This is a genomic window from Brevibacillus sp. NPDC003359 (assembly GCF_042878995.1).
Taxonomy (GTDB): domain Bacteria; phylum Bacillota; class Bacilli; order Brevibacillales; family Brevibacillaceae; genus Brevibacillus.
On sequence record NZ_JBIAOR010000001.1, the window covers coordinates 864,303 to 882,011 of the forward strand.

Consider the following 17,709-nt stretch of genomic DNA (forward strand, 5'->3'; position numbering starts at 1 on the left):
CCTTTCCATACTTTCCGGCATCGGTCATTTCGATATATATATTTAAATTAAACTTCTTGCATACATATTTCCCCTCAGCTATTTTTAAGTATAAACACGTACCTACTAAAAACTAGTACGTACTCAAAAGTGCGTACTTACTTTAAGGAAAGGGATCATGACCAAACAAACCAAAACCACACAAAAACAAAGTAGCCTGACTCCGTTTGACTATACCTTAACTATTATTGGTGGCAAATGGAAAATGAAAATTATGTATCAATTAGCATGCCAAAAGGTTATACGCTATGGTGAACTTAAAAGATGTATACCAGAGATTACTCACAAGGTGTTAAGCACCCAATTGAAGGAACTGGAAGAAAATAGTGTTATCATGCGAAAAGAGTACCGACAAACACCGCCCAAGGTGGAATATTCTTTAACCCCAAAGGGTAAAACCTTGATGCCAATTCTCGAGGAAATGTGCAAATGGGGACTACGAAATATCCCTAGTGATTGAAGCCAGTGGCATTCGCTTTGGGACACTTGCTCTGACGTCTATTCAATGCCACCCCCGGAGCATTGCCTCCGGGAGTAAGGCCAGAAGAACAGGTAGAGTTACAAAATTCTATGAGATCGGTGTATCGATGCTAGCAGAAACGCATGCACAGGTTACAATTGTGGATGAAGTTAGCTGAACTAACGGAGAGCGATCGGTAATTAAACAGCGGTAGTCTCGAATGAAGTGACCTCCAAAAATGATATACCCCTTAGAATAGACATTGGAAAAAACCCTACGGTTATCGATGAAAACTTTAAGAGGTGCATTTTTATGCCAGCAAAGAAAAGGCAAAAGTTTAAGTGTTTAAGTGAAAGCATCAGGAAAGAATAAGAGAGACCTTGATCGCTTAAACGCTGATGCGGTCGGCCGTCTAGGAAAAGCCTGGAAAGACGAATCGCTCCCACAGGAGCATAGTCTGGTAAAGGATCAAAGCAAGTATACGAGAGAAATTTGAATTTGACGTGAAATTACCCCTTTGACTTTCCGGTAAGGAAAGAAAAGGGGTATTATTAATATTTCGGGTCACTTATTTGCCGGACTGCTAGATAACACAGACTACAAAGGCGTTCTGAAGGGTAGAGGAGAGATTATTTTGAGAAAAAACAAAGAAGGAAGCAATACGATCAAAAAAAAACACGCAAAAGGTAGAAACTATTACATAAGCTTCATGATTTTGCTTTGCCTTTTGGTAGTTCCTGTTTCTACTTTTGCTGAAGCTGCGAAAATACCATCTATTCAATCACTCAATCTAGAACTCAGATCAGCAGTGCTTGTAGAACCAGTAACCGGTCAGGTCTTATTGTCTATAAACGCAGACCAAGCGTATGCTCCAGCAAGTATGACAAAAATGATGACCGGATACATCATCGCGGATAAAGTCAAAAAAGGAGAAATTTCTTGGACCGATGTTGTAACTGTCAAGGAAAATGCTTCGAAAACGATAGGTTCTCGCGTTTACCTTGCGAGTGGGGAGAGGCATACGGTAAAAGAGCTATTTACGGCAATGCTCGTTCATTCTGCGAATGACGCTGCCGTTGCCCTAGCGGAGTATGCATCGGGATCTGAGCAGCAATTCGTAACATTGATGAACGAGGAAGCCAAGCGACTGGGAATGAAACAATCGTATTACATCAATGTATCTGGACTTGACCGTACAGATATGCCAATCCCATTCCGACCCCAGAAACAGGGGGAAAACGTGATGTCCGCAATGGACGTCGCGACAATGGTGAAATCGATTATTCAGGATCACCCAGAGATGTTAGAGGTTACGACCATGCCATCCTATCAGTTCTGAGCGTCAGACAGAGAGCCTCTCGTCAACACGAATTGGATGTTGGAATCCAATAAGGATACCAAAAATAAGCAATACGCTTATGAGGGCTTAGACGGATTGAAAACGGGCTTTACTGACAGCGCTGGTTATTGCTTTGCGGGTACCGCAGAGCGTGACGGAATGCGGTTGATCAGTGTTGTGATGGGAACAAAATCGATGTCTAAACGATTCACGGAGACGAAAAAAGTATTGGACTATGGCTTTGATTACTTTGAGCTCAAACAAGTGATAGCTGCTAAGAGTACGCCAAAAGGCATGGAGAGCGTTCCAGTCAAAATGGGTACAAAAACAGAGGTTCCGGTGCTGACTGAGCAAGCCGTTTCTTTTCTTGTTCCAAAAGGCACTGATGCTTCTCAACTTTCCTATCAGACGAATTTCGTGCCAGAAGAGGTCACTGCACCTTTTCCTGCTGGAACAAAGGCGGGGACCATTACTTACATGTACCAAATAGAAGGAATGGATATGATCCAAGAGAAAACGGTTAACGTGCTAGCAGCGGAAGAGTTGGAAAAGGCAGGTTGGTTTCGACTACTGTTCCGTTCTATATGGGAAGTCATAAGCGGTTTTTTTGAGTTCGACAAAACCAGCATAATATGTAGCTGGAATTCAATGGTTTGCGTTGTAGACAAAACACGTGACTTGATTGATAATCAGAGCAAACGAATACATGAAGCATTTCCCCCTATTGGTAATTCATGAACCCATATCATTTACATGGTAGGAAAGTAGGTGATCGTATGCTTGGTCAAGTCTTGGCAGTCGTTGATACAAAAGGACGCGTAGCATTCGCTCAATCTCCCCCTTATTGGACCTGAAAAGGGCAATGAATGAGGGGGTTGAACACCCCCATGAGGGGGAAAATCATGCACAGGAAGCAGTTGTTTCATCCGCTTATCGTTCGATATAGTGTGTTTATGCTTGGATTGGCCGTCATGGGATTTGGAATTGCCATAATGATCGAAGCCAATGTAGGTGTTGCCCCGTGGGATACCCTGCATATCGGATTGCAAAAGACATTTGGATTGACTATCGGCATGTGGTCACAAATCATGGGTGTGAGCATTATTTTCGCATCCTATGTCATTGGTAAAATAAAGCCTACCGTGGGCATGTTTTTGAACATGATCTTCTTCGGGCTGTTTATCGACTTATTCATGTGGCTGAAATGGGTTCCCATCGGAGAGACAGTCATGGGGCGAGTCGTTTTATTCGCCGCGGGCTTGCTCATCTATACTTTCGGTACAGGAATGTACATCTCGCCACGTCTAGGGGCTGGACCACGCGACAGCTTTATGTTGGCCCTGCATGAACGAATGGGTTGGGGCATCGGCAAAGTCAGAATCGGAATTGAATGCACAGTGACATTGTTTGGTTTTTTACTTGGAGGTCCTGTATCGGTTGGGACACTGGTGACGGCTTTGGCGATTGGACCATTAATCAAACAGTTTATCCCATTGTGGGAACGAATGATGGCAAAACCGTATGGAAAAGAAGCCGTGAACAATCTCGTAGAATAGATTTCTGTATGACCACCACGCTGGCATATCGCGTGGTGGTTTTACACATCGATAGAACCTGATGAAAGGAATAGGAACCATTTGGTGAGAAGTGATCGACCTTTACATCCTAGTCTGAATGGGAGGAATACAAATGAAAGCTATTCAAATAGTAGAATTTGGTGGACCTGAGGTCTTGCAGTGCGCGGAAGTAAACGAACCGATCCCAGCTCCTAATGAAGTACGTGTCAGACTATATGCAGCAGGTGTAAATCCAAATGAAACGTATATTCGCACTGGGACGTACTCCTTTTATATTCCAGAGCTGCCATATACCCCTGGATTTGATGGCGCCGGTGTGATTGATGCAACAGGTGAGGGAGTAACGCATCTCAAAGTGGGAGATCGCGTATTCGTCGCCGCACTACTGGCAAAGCGGAATACTGGTACGTATGCGCAAAAGGTAGTTTGTGATGCAAAAGCGGTCCATCGCTTGCCGGAGACAATTTCCTATGAAATTGGGGCGTCTCTTGGCATTCCAGCACTTACTGCCTACCGGGCATTATTTCATAGGGTGAAAATCAAGCCAGGTGAGACCGTTCTGATACACGGGGCAAGCGGCGGTGTTGGTTTATTGGCTGTTCAAATGGCAAAAGGCTTGGGAGCGACCGTGATCGGAACGGCGAGTACAGAAGAAGGAAAAGCTTTGGTGAAAGCTTCAGGAGCTACACACGTGCTCGATCACATCACGGAAGATTCCATGGATAAAATCATGTCTTTGACACAAGAGAGAGGACCCGATGTAATCATCGAGTTTTTGGCAAATGTGAATTTGGAGACTGATCTAAAGATACTCGCACCTTACGGCCGTGTCGTTGTAGTTGGGAATCGGGGCAGTATTGAAATCAATCCGAGATTGGCGATGATGAAAGAAGCAGATATATTAGGACTAGCTCTTTGGAACGCGCTACCCGAAGAGTACGAGGAGAGTCTACATGCTGTTGAGGCCTTCCTGCAAAATGGGATTTTACATCCGGAGATCGGAGAGGTATTGGCGCTTGAGGATGCCAAAAAAGCACATGAACAACTCATCAATCATAAAGCACACGGAAAGATCATTCTCTCCATCGATTAAGGAGACGGCAAGACAACGGCACCCACACAATCACAAGACACCTAACGGGGTGTCTTTTTTATTAGGCAAAATGATATGACATGACATAAGATTCCAATTGTTGGAGCGATATGATCCCGAAGCCTTTAAAAAGTATCGATCAGCTGAAACGAATGCACCCGAGTGGGTTGAGAATGCTTACGCTTAGCCTTCTTTTCGTCTGTTTCTTACAGTTCAAAAGCTTATGAGCATGACTTCGTCTTAGAACGTGAGCAATGTATATCATGGAGGATTTTATGCATACAAAACAAAAGGTTTTAGTTGTCGGTGCGGGGCTACTTTGGGATAACCATAGCGACCCTTGGAAAGAGCAGAGGTTTGCTTAGGATTAATTTGGACGATGGAGAGGCGGGAAACTGTCTCTCTATTCTTTTCGTAGATTTGCGGGAAATCATCGCCAGTCTAGCAGAGCAAGTATCAAATATATAGAAAAGATAGTGCAACCTGACAAATTTCAGACAAGGCCTTAAGTTGCTGTGGTACCACAGCGATTACCTGTGTCAAACGAGAAAGCAAATCATTCATAAATTCCACCTCCGTGATAATTTACAAACGATCATAATACGATTCAGTTTTATCAAATAGTTCCATTTTTCGATGCATACCATCGGTTTTTGAACATTTAACGCTATACAGGTTGTGTAGTAAGTAGACAGGGGTTTGAGATGAAGTGTGCTCCATTCCTTTTCCCTTAGACCTCCAATAAAAATCTTTCTTGACATTAGGTCTGACCTAAAGTTTACACTTCTATTAAAAAGTTGAAGCAACATGTCAAAATGAATACATATCCTGCGGAGGTGGATGTTATGGAGAAAAATCTGGCTCAAGGAGAGTCAAAACGCATTTTTTATCTGGATTTTGCCAGAGGATTGGCTGTGTTTTTTATGATTATGCAGCATTCTATGATCATGCATGAAAGAACATCAGGCCAAGGCGACACCCTGTTGGGCAATCTGTTTATTTTATTAGGTACCGCACCTGCTGCTCCTGTATTTATATTTATTATGGGGGTTTTCGCAGTACGCTCCAAGAAAAGCATAGCAGAAAATATGACGCGCGGCTGTAAAATATTTGCTTTTGGTTATGTTTTAAATGCACTTCGATTTACCATTCCTTTTTCATTGGCCGATGATTCGTGGGAAACAGTGTCGCTATTGTTCATGGTAGATATTTTTCAATTAGCAGGATTGTCACTGATCTTTTTCTCCGCTTTTAAAAAGCTTGCAGAGCATGTATTCATCCTGCCGGCATTCATCCTGGGCATACTGCTGATCTCGCCCTACTTGTGGGGATTGAATAGCGATTTATATATTTTCGACCCACTTTGGGGGGCTGGCGCCAATACTCAATTCCCCTTATTTCCATGGGGGGTATACTTCCTTTTAGGTATGTATTTAAGTAAACACCTTCAAACGCAGAAATTGGAGGAGCAGATCAAGAAAAAATATTTGATAGGATGTCTGATTTTAGGGATAGCCGGTGCTGCATTGTTTCCGCTATTTCCAATCGGTGATTACAACCGAAGTGGACTGGCTATTCATTTGCTGATGATGAGTTTTATCTTTTTATGGATGGTGCTAGCTGACTATTTTGTTACTAAGTTAAATAAAGCCGGATTTCAGAAGCTGTTAAATCCAATATATTTCTGGAGCAGTCATGTCACAGGGATCTATATCATTCAATGGGTAATCTTTGGCTGGAGCGTGCTGCTCTTGGGTTTACATGAACTGACGGATTATACAGCTATGATCTTTGGTTTCGTTGTCTTGCTTGTAACGGATGTTTTGTTAAGATTTACGAATCTGAAACGTATTTTACCTAAGCTGTAGCCCTGCTTCACGCAAAGTGAAAAGGGGGAAGGGAATGTCTTATTTTGTTGTTGACTTCTTTAATGATTTGACTTGAAGTGGATCGTATGGGCAAAGAATTAACCTCATTAGACAAAATAGAGGTAAACAAAAGAGGAAACCACGTAAAGATCACTTGGTTTCCTCTTTTGTTTATTTACTGTAGAAGTGAGGTTGGCTGATTGGCTGGTACAGAAAGTTGATTTGGATCTGCCATACCGAGTTTTACTCTCATGTCTGCATTGAGCTTATCCATCTCTTGGATGAAGTTTTTACTAGAATTAATAATTCTCCGATTTGAATCTTCGGTAATTTGGATTGCACTATACACATCATTAAATGCCTGCTGTAGCTTATTGATTGCGATACTTGGTTGCTCCAGCATCGAGGTGATTTCTTGTGTATTCTGTTTTAAGCTTTGAGCATTGGCTACCAGCATATCCTCAATGGCTTGATTGGTATTTTGTACGGCTTCGATTACCTTCTTCTGATTATTCAAGGCCAACTGAATTGCAGCGGACACTGTGACAACGTTTTGCGTCATTGTAATCGCGTTAAAGACAGCTTCATCCAACTTTTCGTTATTGTCCGCAATAACATCAACAGAAGCGATGGATTGTTGTAAAATGTTGATCATTTGACTCATATTTTTTACTCTTGTTACGACTTTGACCATTGCTTTTTCAAAGTCGGGTTTGCGAAGTTGATTTTCAGGCTTATTGCTTTCAACTTCAAGCATCTCAAGCAACTTGTTACCAAAGTAAATCCGTTTTTCTAATTCATAAATATTTTCACCGGATTTTTTCTTAATGTATTTCAAGTTAATTACATCTTCTTTTAACTTGTCACTGCCATTAAGCAAGGAGGAAATGATGTTATCAATTTGTGTTCTAACGGATTCATATTTTCGAATATAAGTAGAAATTGGGTTTTTCCCTAAGATTCTGTTGAAAAGATTGCTGATCCCACCGCTTTGAAAGATTTTATTAGGATTCAATTCTTCTGTGCAAGAACGAAGTTTTAAGAGTGTATTGGGAATATCATTGTTTTTCCCATCCATCAGATCTTTCACAGGTCGTTTTAGAATTTCGAGAGATTCAGCGGCATTTCGTTGGGTGCTTTCGCCCAAATTACCCAGCTGCTCAAAAATTGAATCCATCTGGCTTTGATTATCAGTTTGCAGCTGGCGCACCACATTTTCTGCTTCAGATTGGATGTTGATGATGTCTTCTTGTTTAACTAATTGGATAGCCTGTGTCGTCATTGCTATAACCCGCTCCTTAACAGTAATTAGTAAATTTCTTTGGCATTATATTTTTCGGTAATAAGATTAAGCTTTCTCTCCAGCTCATAGATGTCGTGTTGTTCAATGGATGTAGAGATCACTTTCAGCTTTAGGTTGATGTCACGGAGACCGTCTAATAATTTACGCCTATTATTCAACTTGTTTTCAACACTCAGCCTCAAGAATGGGTTGATGACACTGTTCAAGTCTTTCATAACGAGCATTTTAATATCATGCTTCGTTTGCGCACTACCGAGCGTTTCTATGTAGGGGAGGAGAGTATCGATCTTAGAACAAAGGTTTGTTGTCTTTTCGGATATTTCATCATCGAGGTTGCGCTTGTCATTTTCGTTAACCACAATTTCCTTAATAATTTGTAGATACTCTCGTATTTCTGATGAGTAGGTAAATTCCGGTTCCCTTTTAGTTTGTTCACTCCCCGCTTCAGTAGAAGTAATTCTCTGGTCCGGTTCTGGTACCGTTAATCCACTTAATTGCTGCTCTTTCTTTTCAGCAAAGACAAACCCTATGGCTGCTATTAGCAAAGGTATGGCTAATATAATAAAAGTCGGAAGTATCGTGGATGCAAGTAAAGCTATGAAATATCCCGCTACAGCACCAAAGAATGCATATCTTTTTCTGTATCTAACTCTTTTTTTCATCTTTCATCCTCTCTTTCTTACTTGTTTATCGGAAACCTTGTAAACCATATATAACATGACAAAAAAATATGTAAAGATGTCTATTTCGTCTTTCGACAAGAAATTCTCAAATAAGAGAGCCATCAATAGGGGAGGAAAAATTGAGTTGGGTATGCGATTTGACCCATCCTAGTTGGGTTCCCTATATATTCTTGATTTTAGCATTTTATGGTACGATTTGTTACTAAAAGTGTGTATTGCATGTAGAACGCAGTAGTGCAAAATATGTCGAAAAGGAGATTCTAGCACATGCCATTGGTCCTTTGCTTTATATGCCTGGTACTCGATGCTCGTATTATTCTCCTAGCCAAGCTCTCCATAATACTTCACTTTCCAAATGGCTTCTGTGAAAATGAGTATCGTATACCTTGCTGAATAATCTTTTCGGCTAAACCCCGACGCCTATGAAAATAATTTTATACTTAACGAACGAAAAATTACTCGCGGGAAATGATCCGCGAGTTTTTCGTTTCATAAGAATGACATATCAGTATTTGCCTTGTTTTATTGCTTCCTGCAACTGCAGGCGATAGATACAGTTCAATAGTAGCCGTAATCACGCTTAGAGGTCCCTTCATTTAAATAAAATATCCGATATTTTTAAAAGTTTTTTTAAGATTGATTTAATAATTGTTTTTGTTTACCCGCTATGATGATGAAACAGAATGACACTTTGGATATCCGATTGAGGTGATCAAGCAAAACGCAAAAAAACAGTATGTTTGCACAAAAGTATATTAGGTTCAATCATTAATAATCTAAATGCGGGAGATTTACTATGAAAAAAGGGATGACAATTATTGCAGTCTTACTTGGGGCTATAAGTGTTTATTTGTTCGGTTTCAAAACGAATTTTGAATCTGTAAGCTCCACTTCACACATGCAGACAACATCACACACAATGAGCATGGGCTCCACCGATCCGAAAGCAATACCGATCACATCATTAGTTGCACCGAAAACGAATGCACCTGTCAAAACATTCAATTTAACAGCGGAAATAGCCAATATTCGTTTGGGTAATGGAAAAACCATCGAAGCATGGACGTACAATGGAACCTCTCCGGGTCCTGAAATTCGTGTAAAACAAGGGGATCAGGTGGTTGTCAATTTGACCAATAAACTACCTGTGAGCCTAACCATCCATTGGCATGGTTTAGATATCCCTGCAGCAGTAGATGGGGTTGCCGGCGTAACACAAGATGCAGTAAAACCTGGCGGAACGTATACGTATACCTTCAATGCTGACCAAGTGGGCACATATTGGTATCATTCCCATCAAAACAGTGCCTTGCAGACAGAGCGAGGTCTGTTTGGAACGATCATTGTTGAACCGAAGCAATCGAACGTTACCTATGACAAGGATTATACAATAGCACTGCACGAATGGGATACAAAAGAGAATGGTAATGATTCAAGGGATAACGGCAATGACAATGACGATAATGATAATTTTGACAAACGAAATAAGAAGGATGGTAACAAAAATGAATTTGATTCTAAGAGATTTCAAGAAGGTAATACTGCAAAAAGATCCTCTGAATCAAACGGTGTGAACGACCGCAAGATGACCCCTTCTGCAAAACAATGGGAGGCTTTATCAGATCAGAATAAATATGACATTTTCACTCTCAATGGAACGAGTGAGGGACTGCATCTGGACGCAAAAGCAGGAGAACTGGTCCGCCTTCGCCTCGTCAATACGGGGAATCAGACCCATCTAATGACAGTTCCAGGCGTACGTTTTCAGGTGATAGCTCTGGATGGGCGTGATCTTGTCGGCGGAACACCTCTCGAAAATACTTTGCTGCCAATTGGGCCTGGCCAGCGATATGACATTAGTTTCAGAATGCCGCAAAAGGGCAGTGTACAGCTTGTTAATACTGATCCGTCTAAACTGGCTAATCAAATGATGTCCGCAACGATTGGAAACGGAGAATCAACCGCCTTTAACACTGATCCGAAGAACTTGATGTGGTTCGATTTTTCTACGTACGGTACTCCCCAGAAGGGAATGTTTATGGTGGATTCGAAGTTCACCAAAACGTATGAAATGGATCTGTCCGAGGGTTTAGGCGTGTTAAATGGACAAAAGGAATGGGTTTACACCATCAATGGAAAAGCGGCACCGGACATTCCGCCGATTGAAATGAAGAAAGGGGATTCCGTTAAAGTCGTACTAAGAAACAAAGGAGAAGACATCCATCCGATGCATTTGCATGGACATACATTCCAAGTGATTTCAAAGAACGGGAAACCTCTTGAGGGAAGCCCAGTGTATCTCGATACAATTAATATATTCCCGGGAGAGACCTATGAGATTGCGATGAAAGCTAATAATCCGGGCTTATGGATGCTCCACTGCCATAATCTCAAGCATGCTGCTAATGGTATGCATACCATGATGAATTACGACGGAATATCCACACCATTTACAGTTGGAGACCATTCAGGGAATCATCCCGAGTAATCAGGAAAATCAGTTGGAAAAGTGATCAATTCATAGAGTTATTCTGTCATGTGTTACGTTTATCTTTACATTCTTGCTAGGCAGTTCTGTTGTATCAGTTCATGTAAATCTTCTGAGAACCTCTCCGTCAATGGTAGAGGTTCTCCCAACTATAAAAATAGGACGTGAATTCAGTTGCAAACACATCAAGGAAACACTTTAGGTATGTGGAAATACATTCTCTTTTTCGTGGTATGTACGCTTTTTCTTTTTTCACAGTCGGTCGTTGCCCACACCGGTTTAGAAACATCCAGCCCGCAAGACAAGCAAACCGTTGAAGAAGTTAAGGAAATCGTCCTGGAGTTTAACACAAAAGTTGAGCAGAAAAGCACATATTCTCTCGCTAATGAAAAAGGGGAAACAATTGATATCGGAAGCATCCAAATTGATGGGAAAACAATGAAATCTGAAGTGGTCGATACTTTGGAAGACGGGAGCTATACCGTAAACTGGAAAATTGTTGGAATTGATGGTCATCCCATGAATGGCAAGTTCTCTTTTACCGTAAAAAATCCAAAGCCTGCATCTGAAGCAGTAGGTCAGTCCGTCAATAATCCAACCGAAACACAAACACCTGTTCTTGATAATGCCAACGAATCTGGTAGCTCATCTGCAACGACTGCACCTGTTGAGGCAACAGCCGTCACGCAAACTTCTTTTACGGGAAACATTGCTATAATCGAAGGTGCCATACTTGTCGTATTGGCATTGCTTTGCTTGTTCTACGTCTTCCGGAACAAGGAGAGGTAATGTTTACACTGAGTGAAATCGCTTTTTATACATGCCTTACCTTGCACATGGGTACTCTGTTCTTGCAGCTCATATCTGATGGGAACAAACCGCATATTCTAGTGCCTAGAAACATTCAGCTAGTTACAATTGGAGGGATTTCAGTCTTCACCTTCCTGCCTGTTCTTCGGGTGATTCAGTACTTTTTCTCGGACGAGGGACTGCCCTTCTTCGAGGTGATTGGTTCGGTCTTGTTTACATTTGAAGTGGGAAAGGCATGGTTGTTGTCCCTTGTGTTTAGTGCGGTGCTTTTACTGTTCATATACAATACGAAACCTGAACGTACTTCTAGTAAAAAGACAATTCTGGTAAAGCTTGCAGTTATATGCGGGCTGATTCTGACAATGGGGTGGGGAAGTCACGCAGCTTCTGTTGTAGAAGGGAGAGGATTTATCACACATTCTCTTCATGTACTTTCCCTTAGTGTATGGATTGGGATCTTGATTGTAGTTGCTTGGTTTTCAAAAGGAAACGCTAACTGGCTTTCTTTCTTAGCCTGGTTTCACCCGATCGCAATGATTTGCTCGGGGGTTACCCTTGCCACTGGCATTATTTTGACTCTGTTCATTTCTCCAGAGTATGTGAATGCGGTGATTCTTCCATATGGTCAGGCACTGCTAATCAAACATCTGTTGATTCTACCGTTGCTTTTGTTTGGTTTTGTCAGCGGTTTTTTACTCAAGAAACGAGTCAAGGCACAACCGGATTTCTCACCTATTTTCTGGTTGCGCGCAGAAAGTGTTTTTGTATTGGGTATCTTTGCAGCCACCGGCTACATGGGGCAACAGGAGCCTCCTCACGATGTAGCAACATCCTTGCAGATGACCAATACGTCTCCATTGTTTACTCTTCTGTATCAAGGACAAATGATAGGAAATCCTGATCTGTCACTGACCGTAACTCCCATCGGATTGCTTTTGACAGTGGTAACTATCTTGTTTGGAAGTTTGATTCTTTTTTCGTATGTCAGGAAGATGTCGACTCTGTTCAGTGTAGGCATGGGATTATTGTTGGCAATTTCCGGGTATTTTGCGTTAATGATGAGTATTCAATAATGTATTTACGGTTTTTTGTGAAGATTCGTTGGAAGAGGAAAAGCAACGAAGAGTTCGATCAGAGAAGGACGTTTCTACAATCATTTCTATGTATCATTGCTCATTTCTCTCGTTTGTTTATTTCGAAAAAAGGATAAACTAAACCAAAAAGAGTAAATGGCTTATCGTAAGAAAACGTAGATCATCATTCTTATCGGTAATCTTTGTAATCGCTATTCTGTTAATCAGCTAGATTTTTTAGTACGATGTAAGAATCACACGGGGTTTCTCTGTATTGATGTTGAAAGTTGTTCCGATGAAAAAGCCAGCGTTCCAACCGACTATCGAGAAGCAACGAGATGAGGTCGTTAACAAAATGGAGATGATTTGGAAGATCCCCAATGCAGGGTTCCCGTACGTTGTTAATCACATCCGTTTATTGTTTTTCTAATTCTAAAAACACGAGGGATGTGGAGGATGCCCAATGTCAATACGTATTCGTCTACTATTATCGTATATCATGATGTCGCTCTTTCCACTGGTGATTTTTTTCCTGGCCATCATGCTGGTCAGTCTAGTTTACTTCGGTGATTTTCGAATCACTGAGGAGATTTTCGAGCTGAAGGGAGGTTACAATTCCACCTATGTTGGACAGAGAGATTCTCTAGATGAAGACGATGTCTTTGCTGAACTTAAAGTCTTGTCCCAATTTGCACCGCACAAGCTGCAAGACCCCGAGTTTATAACGGCAACAGATCAATCTTTGAACAGCATTAACGCAGGACTCATCATCCGAAATCAACATCAGGTAACATATGTATCTCCTTTTCTGAAGGACCCCGCGATTATCGCAGCCCTTCCAGCAGTTGGCTCGTCTGTCAAACAAGACCCGGAAATTCGGCTTGATAGTCGTTTCTTTTACTATAAGCAACTGAACTATTACTCGGAAACAAACGAAATAATCAGCATTTATTTGCTGAAGGACTTGAGTACGTTGGAACACGCCACGCGAAAATTTTATCCGTTCATCTTTACTGCCTTGTTGTTTGCGTTAGTGCTGACGAACGGGGGACTCACCTATTTCGTGTCGAGAAGTATTATTCGACCGATAGATAATTTAAAATGTGCAGCAGAGAAAATCAAAAGCGGCAATCTGGACTCCAGTGTGGCTGTAATCTCCAAGGACGAGATTGGCGAACTCGGCTCCGCATTTGAAGAAATGCGGGAACAGCTCAAATATTCGCGCGATAGGCAAATCCTTTACGAAGAGAATCGTAAAGAACTAATCTCTAATATTTCCCATGATTTAAAAACGCCGATTATGGCGATCAAAGGATACGTCCAAGGTATTCAAGATGGCGTGGCACGTACACCTGAAAAATTGAACCGATACCTGCAAGTCATTTACAAGAAAGTGTTTGACATGGATCGGTTGGTCGATGATTTGTTCTTGTTCTCAAAGCTTGACTTGAAACAAGAACCGTTCACATATGAACCTGTAGAAATCCACGACTATCTGTCCGATTGTATTGAGGAACTGCAGTTGGAGGTAGAGGAACGGGGTATCGTAATTGAACGAATAGGAGAAGGACAAGCACCGCTTTATGTGCTGGCTGATCGGAATAAACTGAAACGAGTGATCACGAATATTATCTGGAACAGTGTGAAATACATGGATAAGGAAGATGGGTACATCGGAGTTCGAACGTATTTGGTTGGAGATATGGTCACGATCGATATCGGGGATAATGGTCCAGGTATAGAAGCAGATGCGCTACCATTCATCTTTGAACGATTTTATCGTGTTGAACAATCAAGAAATACCAATACAGGCGGGAGTGGATTAGGATTGTCTATCGCACAACAGATCATTCATGAACATGGCGGAAAAATCTGGGCAACTAGTGAAAGAAACAACGGGACAATCATTTCTTTTACGTTAAAAAAAGTGGTAAGTAAAGAGGGTGACGGAATTGCGAAAGATTTTGATCGTTGAAGATGAACCAAGTATTGCAGAGCTCGCAAAAGATTATTTGGAAGTAAACGGTTATTCCGTTGACATCGAGCAATCTGGAGAAAAGGGCTTGCAAAGAGCGCTTATGCATAATTATGACTTGCTGATTCTGGACATTATGCTGCCGAAGGTAGACGGCTATGAAATCTGCAGACAAGTACGTGATCACAAGGATATCCCTATCCTCATGGTATCCGCCAAAAGGGAGGAAATCGATAAAATCAAAGGTTTGGGATTCGGAGCTGATGATTACATCATTAAACCTTTTGGCCCCAGCGAACTGGTGGCACGGGTAAATGCACATCTTTCTCGATATGATCGCTTAACAGGAAAACGAGATAAGAATAAGGATGAAGTTTACATTCGAGGGTTATTTATCGATAAGGTATCACGTAGAGTATTGATCAACGGGCTCGAGATCACGTTGACAGCTAAGGAGTTCGACTTGTTGACTTTTATGGCTGAGCATCCGGATCGGGTATTCAGCAAAGATCAATTGTTTGAGCGAGTATGGGGGATGGAGGCCTCAGGAGATACGACCACCGTTGCTGTACACATTAAAAAGCTACGCCAAAAGATTGAATTGGATCCATTCGATCAACCTTATGTTGAGACCATTTGGGGAGTGGGGTATCGGTTTACGAAATGATAAAAGAAACAGAATGGTGTATACTTCCAACAGTACATCAAAACACAGGAAAATCGGTACCGATTTTCGCCTTCAGTTCATAAAATCTCCATTTCATGAACTGAAGGCGAAATAAATATACTAATCATTATGACCCCTAAGTTCTGGATAATCTTAATCATCCAGAACTTAGGGGTATTTTCTTGTCTGGACAGATATGTTTGTTAACCTCTACAGAACCAATGTTTTTTCTCCATAAACACAAAAATTAGTCAATAAAAATATTTAAGAAATTAATCAGTCTAGACCTATATAGAGCAATGTTTCTGTTAAATATGGAGTAATGTTTACGTCAACAGACAACATCATTATATCCACACCAGATCAATTTCTGCTCTTTTTATCAGTTTACATAATATATATTCTGGAATGGGGAAACGAGAGTTATTGAGTCGGTCCGATAATTATTGGGGCGTCCGGGGGAGTTATGAGTTGCGTCCCTGCTAGTTATGTTTGACATCTAAAGACATTAATAAACTCACATTTCTAAGGTCATTTGTTTGCAAATGGCATTATTACATTGGATGGTACAAACAAGAACAGATTTTTACCCTTAAGCATTTTCCAGTTAAACTTGTCTATTCTGATTGTGTGAGGTGAAAGTATGGATGGCTATAAAAAAGCAGTCATGCAGTTTACGATATCAAGTATCATATGATCTGGGTGACAAAATATCGGTAAATTTGGCACCGAGTAAAATATCGCTGTACTTGAAAGGAAGATCGTCGAGATTACTGCAGGATGAGTTTCCAGAACTGAAGAGAAATATTGGGGACAACATCTATGGGAAAGAGATTATTTCTGTGCCACAGTAGTAACAGTGATAGAAGAAATTGTAAGAAATTAAATAGCCAATCAATTCAATGAGGAAAAGAGCAAAATTTTCAAGATTGAAGATTGGGTATAGTCGAGTTTTAGTGTGCTTCAGCACATGAGCTTTGAGATGGCTTCAGACTTTCATCACGACTTTGAGTCGTTTACATAAAGGGGACAGTACAGCAAAAACACATATCGGGCAAGATTTACCCTACCCGGTATGTGTTTTTCTCTTATTTCGCATTTTTATATAAGAAGGCTTTCACCATTTATCTACTTGAGGCCCCTTATTCCCTGACATATGAAATCATTGACCTGTTTTAACGGATTTCAGTCGACTAAACTTAAAAAGCTTGTTGTGTTAACGGTGATAATACACGTAGGTATTGAAAATCATACTGCTCCCTCGTGCCCACCAAACATAGTATGGGCATACACTATACCTGCGCCGTAAGCTCCACCATGTTGAACAGCAATTTCTGTAACGGAATCGTAAGTCTCTTGGCGAGCCCAATCACGTTGATATTCGAGAAGAACAGATTGCCAAGTAACCGGAATCGCCCCAGCTTGGATCATACGCTGAATGGACATGTCATGCGCTTCTTTAGTGGTTCCGGCAGAAGCGTCAGTAACAATGTAAACTTCATAGCCGTCTTTAATCGCCGACACTGTAGGGAAAGCAAGACAAACTTCTGTCCACAATGCAGCCATAATCAGTTTCTTGCGGCCTGTCTTTTTAATAGCATCTAAAAAATTTTCATCTTCCCACGAATTCATGCTTGTTCGGTCGATAGGTTTTTGGTCGGGAAAAACCTCTTGAATTTGCGGATGGAGTGGACCCGAAAAGGAATGAGCGGCAACGGTAGTTAAAATAATGGGCGCTTGGAATACTTTCGCCGTTTTAGCCAATCCCACCGTATTGTTGATCACGGTTTGTCTGTCGGCGCTTTGTACTCCGAACAGCATTTGCGGTTGGTGGTCGATAAGGATTATGGCAGAGTTGCTGGCTGTTAGCAAATCGGATTTGTCATTAAACATGTAAGATACCAACTTTCATTTTTATGATTTACGACAGCATTCCGTCGCATGTGTTCATAGTATTAAAAATGCAATCATTCAATCAATTCCATTTTCTATATAGATGATATAGGTAGAAGTTATGGGTTGAAATTATTTATATATATAAGCAAAGCTTATATGTCATATAGATATATCCATATTGAAAGGTACTTTATGGTGCAAATATAATCATGGCGAACGGATTTTTTCGTCCAGAGTCTTCTGAGAGAGGAGGACATTTATGTGGTCTATATTATTAGCGTTAGGTACTGGAATCGTGATTGGAGTTGTTTTTCAATCCCTCCGTATACCGTCGCCGGCCCCTCCAATGTTAGGGTTAATAGGGCTCATCGGCATGTTTCTAGGACAACGACTTATCCCGTGGATTAAAATGCTACTAAATCATTAATCATTTTTATA

The 17,709-nt window shown here is 41.1% G+C and carries 14 protein-coding genes and 2 pseudogenes; 13 read left to right on the top strand and 3 right to left on the bottom strand.

Features of this window, described 5'->3' with window-relative positions:
• Positions 1 to 157 precede the first annotated feature (157 nt).
• The 6 genes and pseudogenes from ACFYU8_RS03915 (at position 158) to ACFYU8_RS03940 (ending at position 6,376) form a co-directional block, all read left to right on the top strand.
• Positions 158 to 499 carry a winged helix-turn-helix transcriptional regulator gene (locus tag ACFYU8_RS03915; RefSeq protein WP_390295615.1) on the top strand — a complete coding sequence of 114 codons (342 nt, stop codon included), beginning with the start codon at positions 158 to 160 and terminating at the stop codon, positions 497 to 499.
• 709 nt (positions 500 to 1,208) lie between these two features.
• Positions 1,209 to 2,018 (top strand): annotated as a pseudogene (locus ACFYU8_RS03920) (D-alanyl-D-alanine carboxypeptidase family protein); the annotation flags it as partial.
• Positions 2,019 to 2,033: 15 nt separating this feature from the next.
• Positions 2,034 to 2,576 carry a hypothetical protein gene (locus ACFYU8_RS03925; RefSeq protein ID WP_391365696.1) on the top strand — a complete coding sequence of 181 codons (543 nt, stop codon included), beginning with the start codon at positions 2,034 to 2,036 and terminating at the stop codon, positions 2,574 to 2,576.
• A 164-nt stretch (positions 2,577 to 2,740) separates the two neighbouring features.
• Complete coding sequence (locus ACFYU8_RS03930; protein ID WP_390295613.1) at positions 2,741 to 3,394, top strand: YczE/YyaS/YitT family protein; 654 nt, start codon at positions 2,741 to 2,743, stop codon at positions 3,392 to 3,394.
• A 133-nt stretch (positions 3,395 to 3,527) separates the two neighbouring features.
• On the top strand, positions 3,528 to 4,508 hold the full coding sequence (locus tag ACFYU8_RS03935; protein ID WP_390295611.1) for an NADPH:quinone reductase: 981 nt from the start codon (positions 3,528 to 3,530) through the stop codon (positions 4,506 to 4,508).
• An 845-nt stretch (positions 4,509 to 5,353) separates the two neighbouring features.
• Positions 5,354 to 6,376, top strand: a complete 1,023-nt coding sequence (locus ACFYU8_RS03940; protein WP_390295609.1) for a heparan-alpha-glucosaminide N-acetyltransferase domain-containing protein — start codon at positions 5,354 to 5,356, stop codon at positions 6,374 to 6,376.
• A gap of 175 nt (positions 6,377 to 6,551) precedes the next feature.
• Here ACFYU8_RS03940 and ACFYU8_RS03945 read toward each other — a convergent pair whose 3' ends face one another.
• Both ACFYU8_RS03945 and ACFYU8_RS03950 read right to left on the bottom strand, forming a co-directional pair.
• Positions 6,552 to 7,658, bottom strand: a complete 1,107-nt coding sequence (locus tag ACFYU8_RS03945) for a toxic anion resistance protein (RefSeq protein ID WP_390295607.1) — start codon at positions 7,656 to 7,658, stop codon at positions 6,552 to 6,554.
• A gap of 26 nt (positions 7,659 to 7,684) precedes the next feature.
• Complete coding sequence (locus ACFYU8_RS03950) at positions 7,685 to 8,341, bottom strand: UPF0016 family protein (protein ID WP_390295605.1); 657 nt, start codon at positions 8,339 to 8,341, stop codon at positions 7,685 to 7,687.
• An 817-nt stretch (positions 8,342 to 9,158) separates the two neighbouring features.
• Here ACFYU8_RS03950 and ACFYU8_RS03955 point away from each other — a divergent pair.
• The 6 genes and pseudogenes from ACFYU8_RS03955 to ACFYU8_RS03980 form a co-directional block, all read left to right on the top strand.
• The gene (locus tag ACFYU8_RS03955) at positions 9,159 to 10,850 is read left to right on the top strand and encodes a multicopper oxidase family protein (RefSeq protein ID WP_390295603.1); all 1,692 of its coding nucleotides are present in this window, start codon (positions 9,159 to 9,161) and stop codon (positions 10,848 to 10,850) included.
• Positions 10,851 to 11,024: 174 nt separating this feature from the next.
• A complete protein-coding gene (locus ACFYU8_RS03960; protein WP_390295600.1) occupies positions 11,025 to 11,639 on the top strand; it encodes a copper resistance CopC family protein in 615 nt (204 codons plus the stop codon).
• Positions 11,639 to 12,733 (top strand): copper resistance D family protein, encoded by a 1,095-nt coding sequence (locus ACFYU8_RS03965; protein WP_390295598.1) that lies wholly within the window; start codon positions 11,639 to 11,641, stop codon positions 12,731 to 12,733. Before ACFYU8_RS03960 ends, ACFYU8_RS03965 begins: the two co-directional genes overlap by 1 nt.
• 463 nt (positions 12,734 to 13,196) lie before the next feature.
• Entirely contained in the window at positions 13,197 to 14,708 is a 1,512-nt protein-coding gene (locus ACFYU8_RS03970) for a sensor histidine kinase (protein WP_390295596.1), read from the top strand.
• Positions 14,686 to 15,375, top strand: coding sequence for a response regulator transcription factor (locus tag ACFYU8_RS03975; RefSeq protein WP_208637813.1), 690 nt, complete (start codon positions 14,686 to 14,688; stop codon positions 15,373 to 15,375). The genes ACFYU8_RS03970 and ACFYU8_RS03975 overlap by 23 nt, the downstream gene beginning before the upstream one ends.
• Positions 15,376 to 16,207: 832 nt before the next feature.
• Positions 16,208 to 16,261: pseudogene (locus ACFYU8_RS03980) on the top strand (hypothetical protein); the annotation flags it as partial.
• Positions 16,262 to 16,623: 362 nt separating this feature from the next.
• Here the strand turns inward: ACFYU8_RS03980 and ACFYU8_RS03985 are convergent.
• Positions 16,624 to 17,268, bottom strand: coding sequence for a hydrolase (locus ACFYU8_RS03985; RefSeq protein WP_390295594.1), 645 nt, complete (start codon positions 17,266 to 17,268; stop codon positions 16,624 to 16,626).
• A gap of 262 nt (positions 17,269 to 17,530) precedes the next feature.
• Between ACFYU8_RS03985 and ACFYU8_RS03990 the strand changes: the two genes are divergently transcribed.
• Positions 17,531 to 17,698, top strand: coding sequence for a DUF1427 family protein (locus ACFYU8_RS03990; RefSeq protein WP_390295592.1), 168 nt, complete (start codon positions 17,531 to 17,533; stop codon positions 17,696 to 17,698).
• Positions 17,699 to 17,709 lie beyond the last annotated feature (11 nt).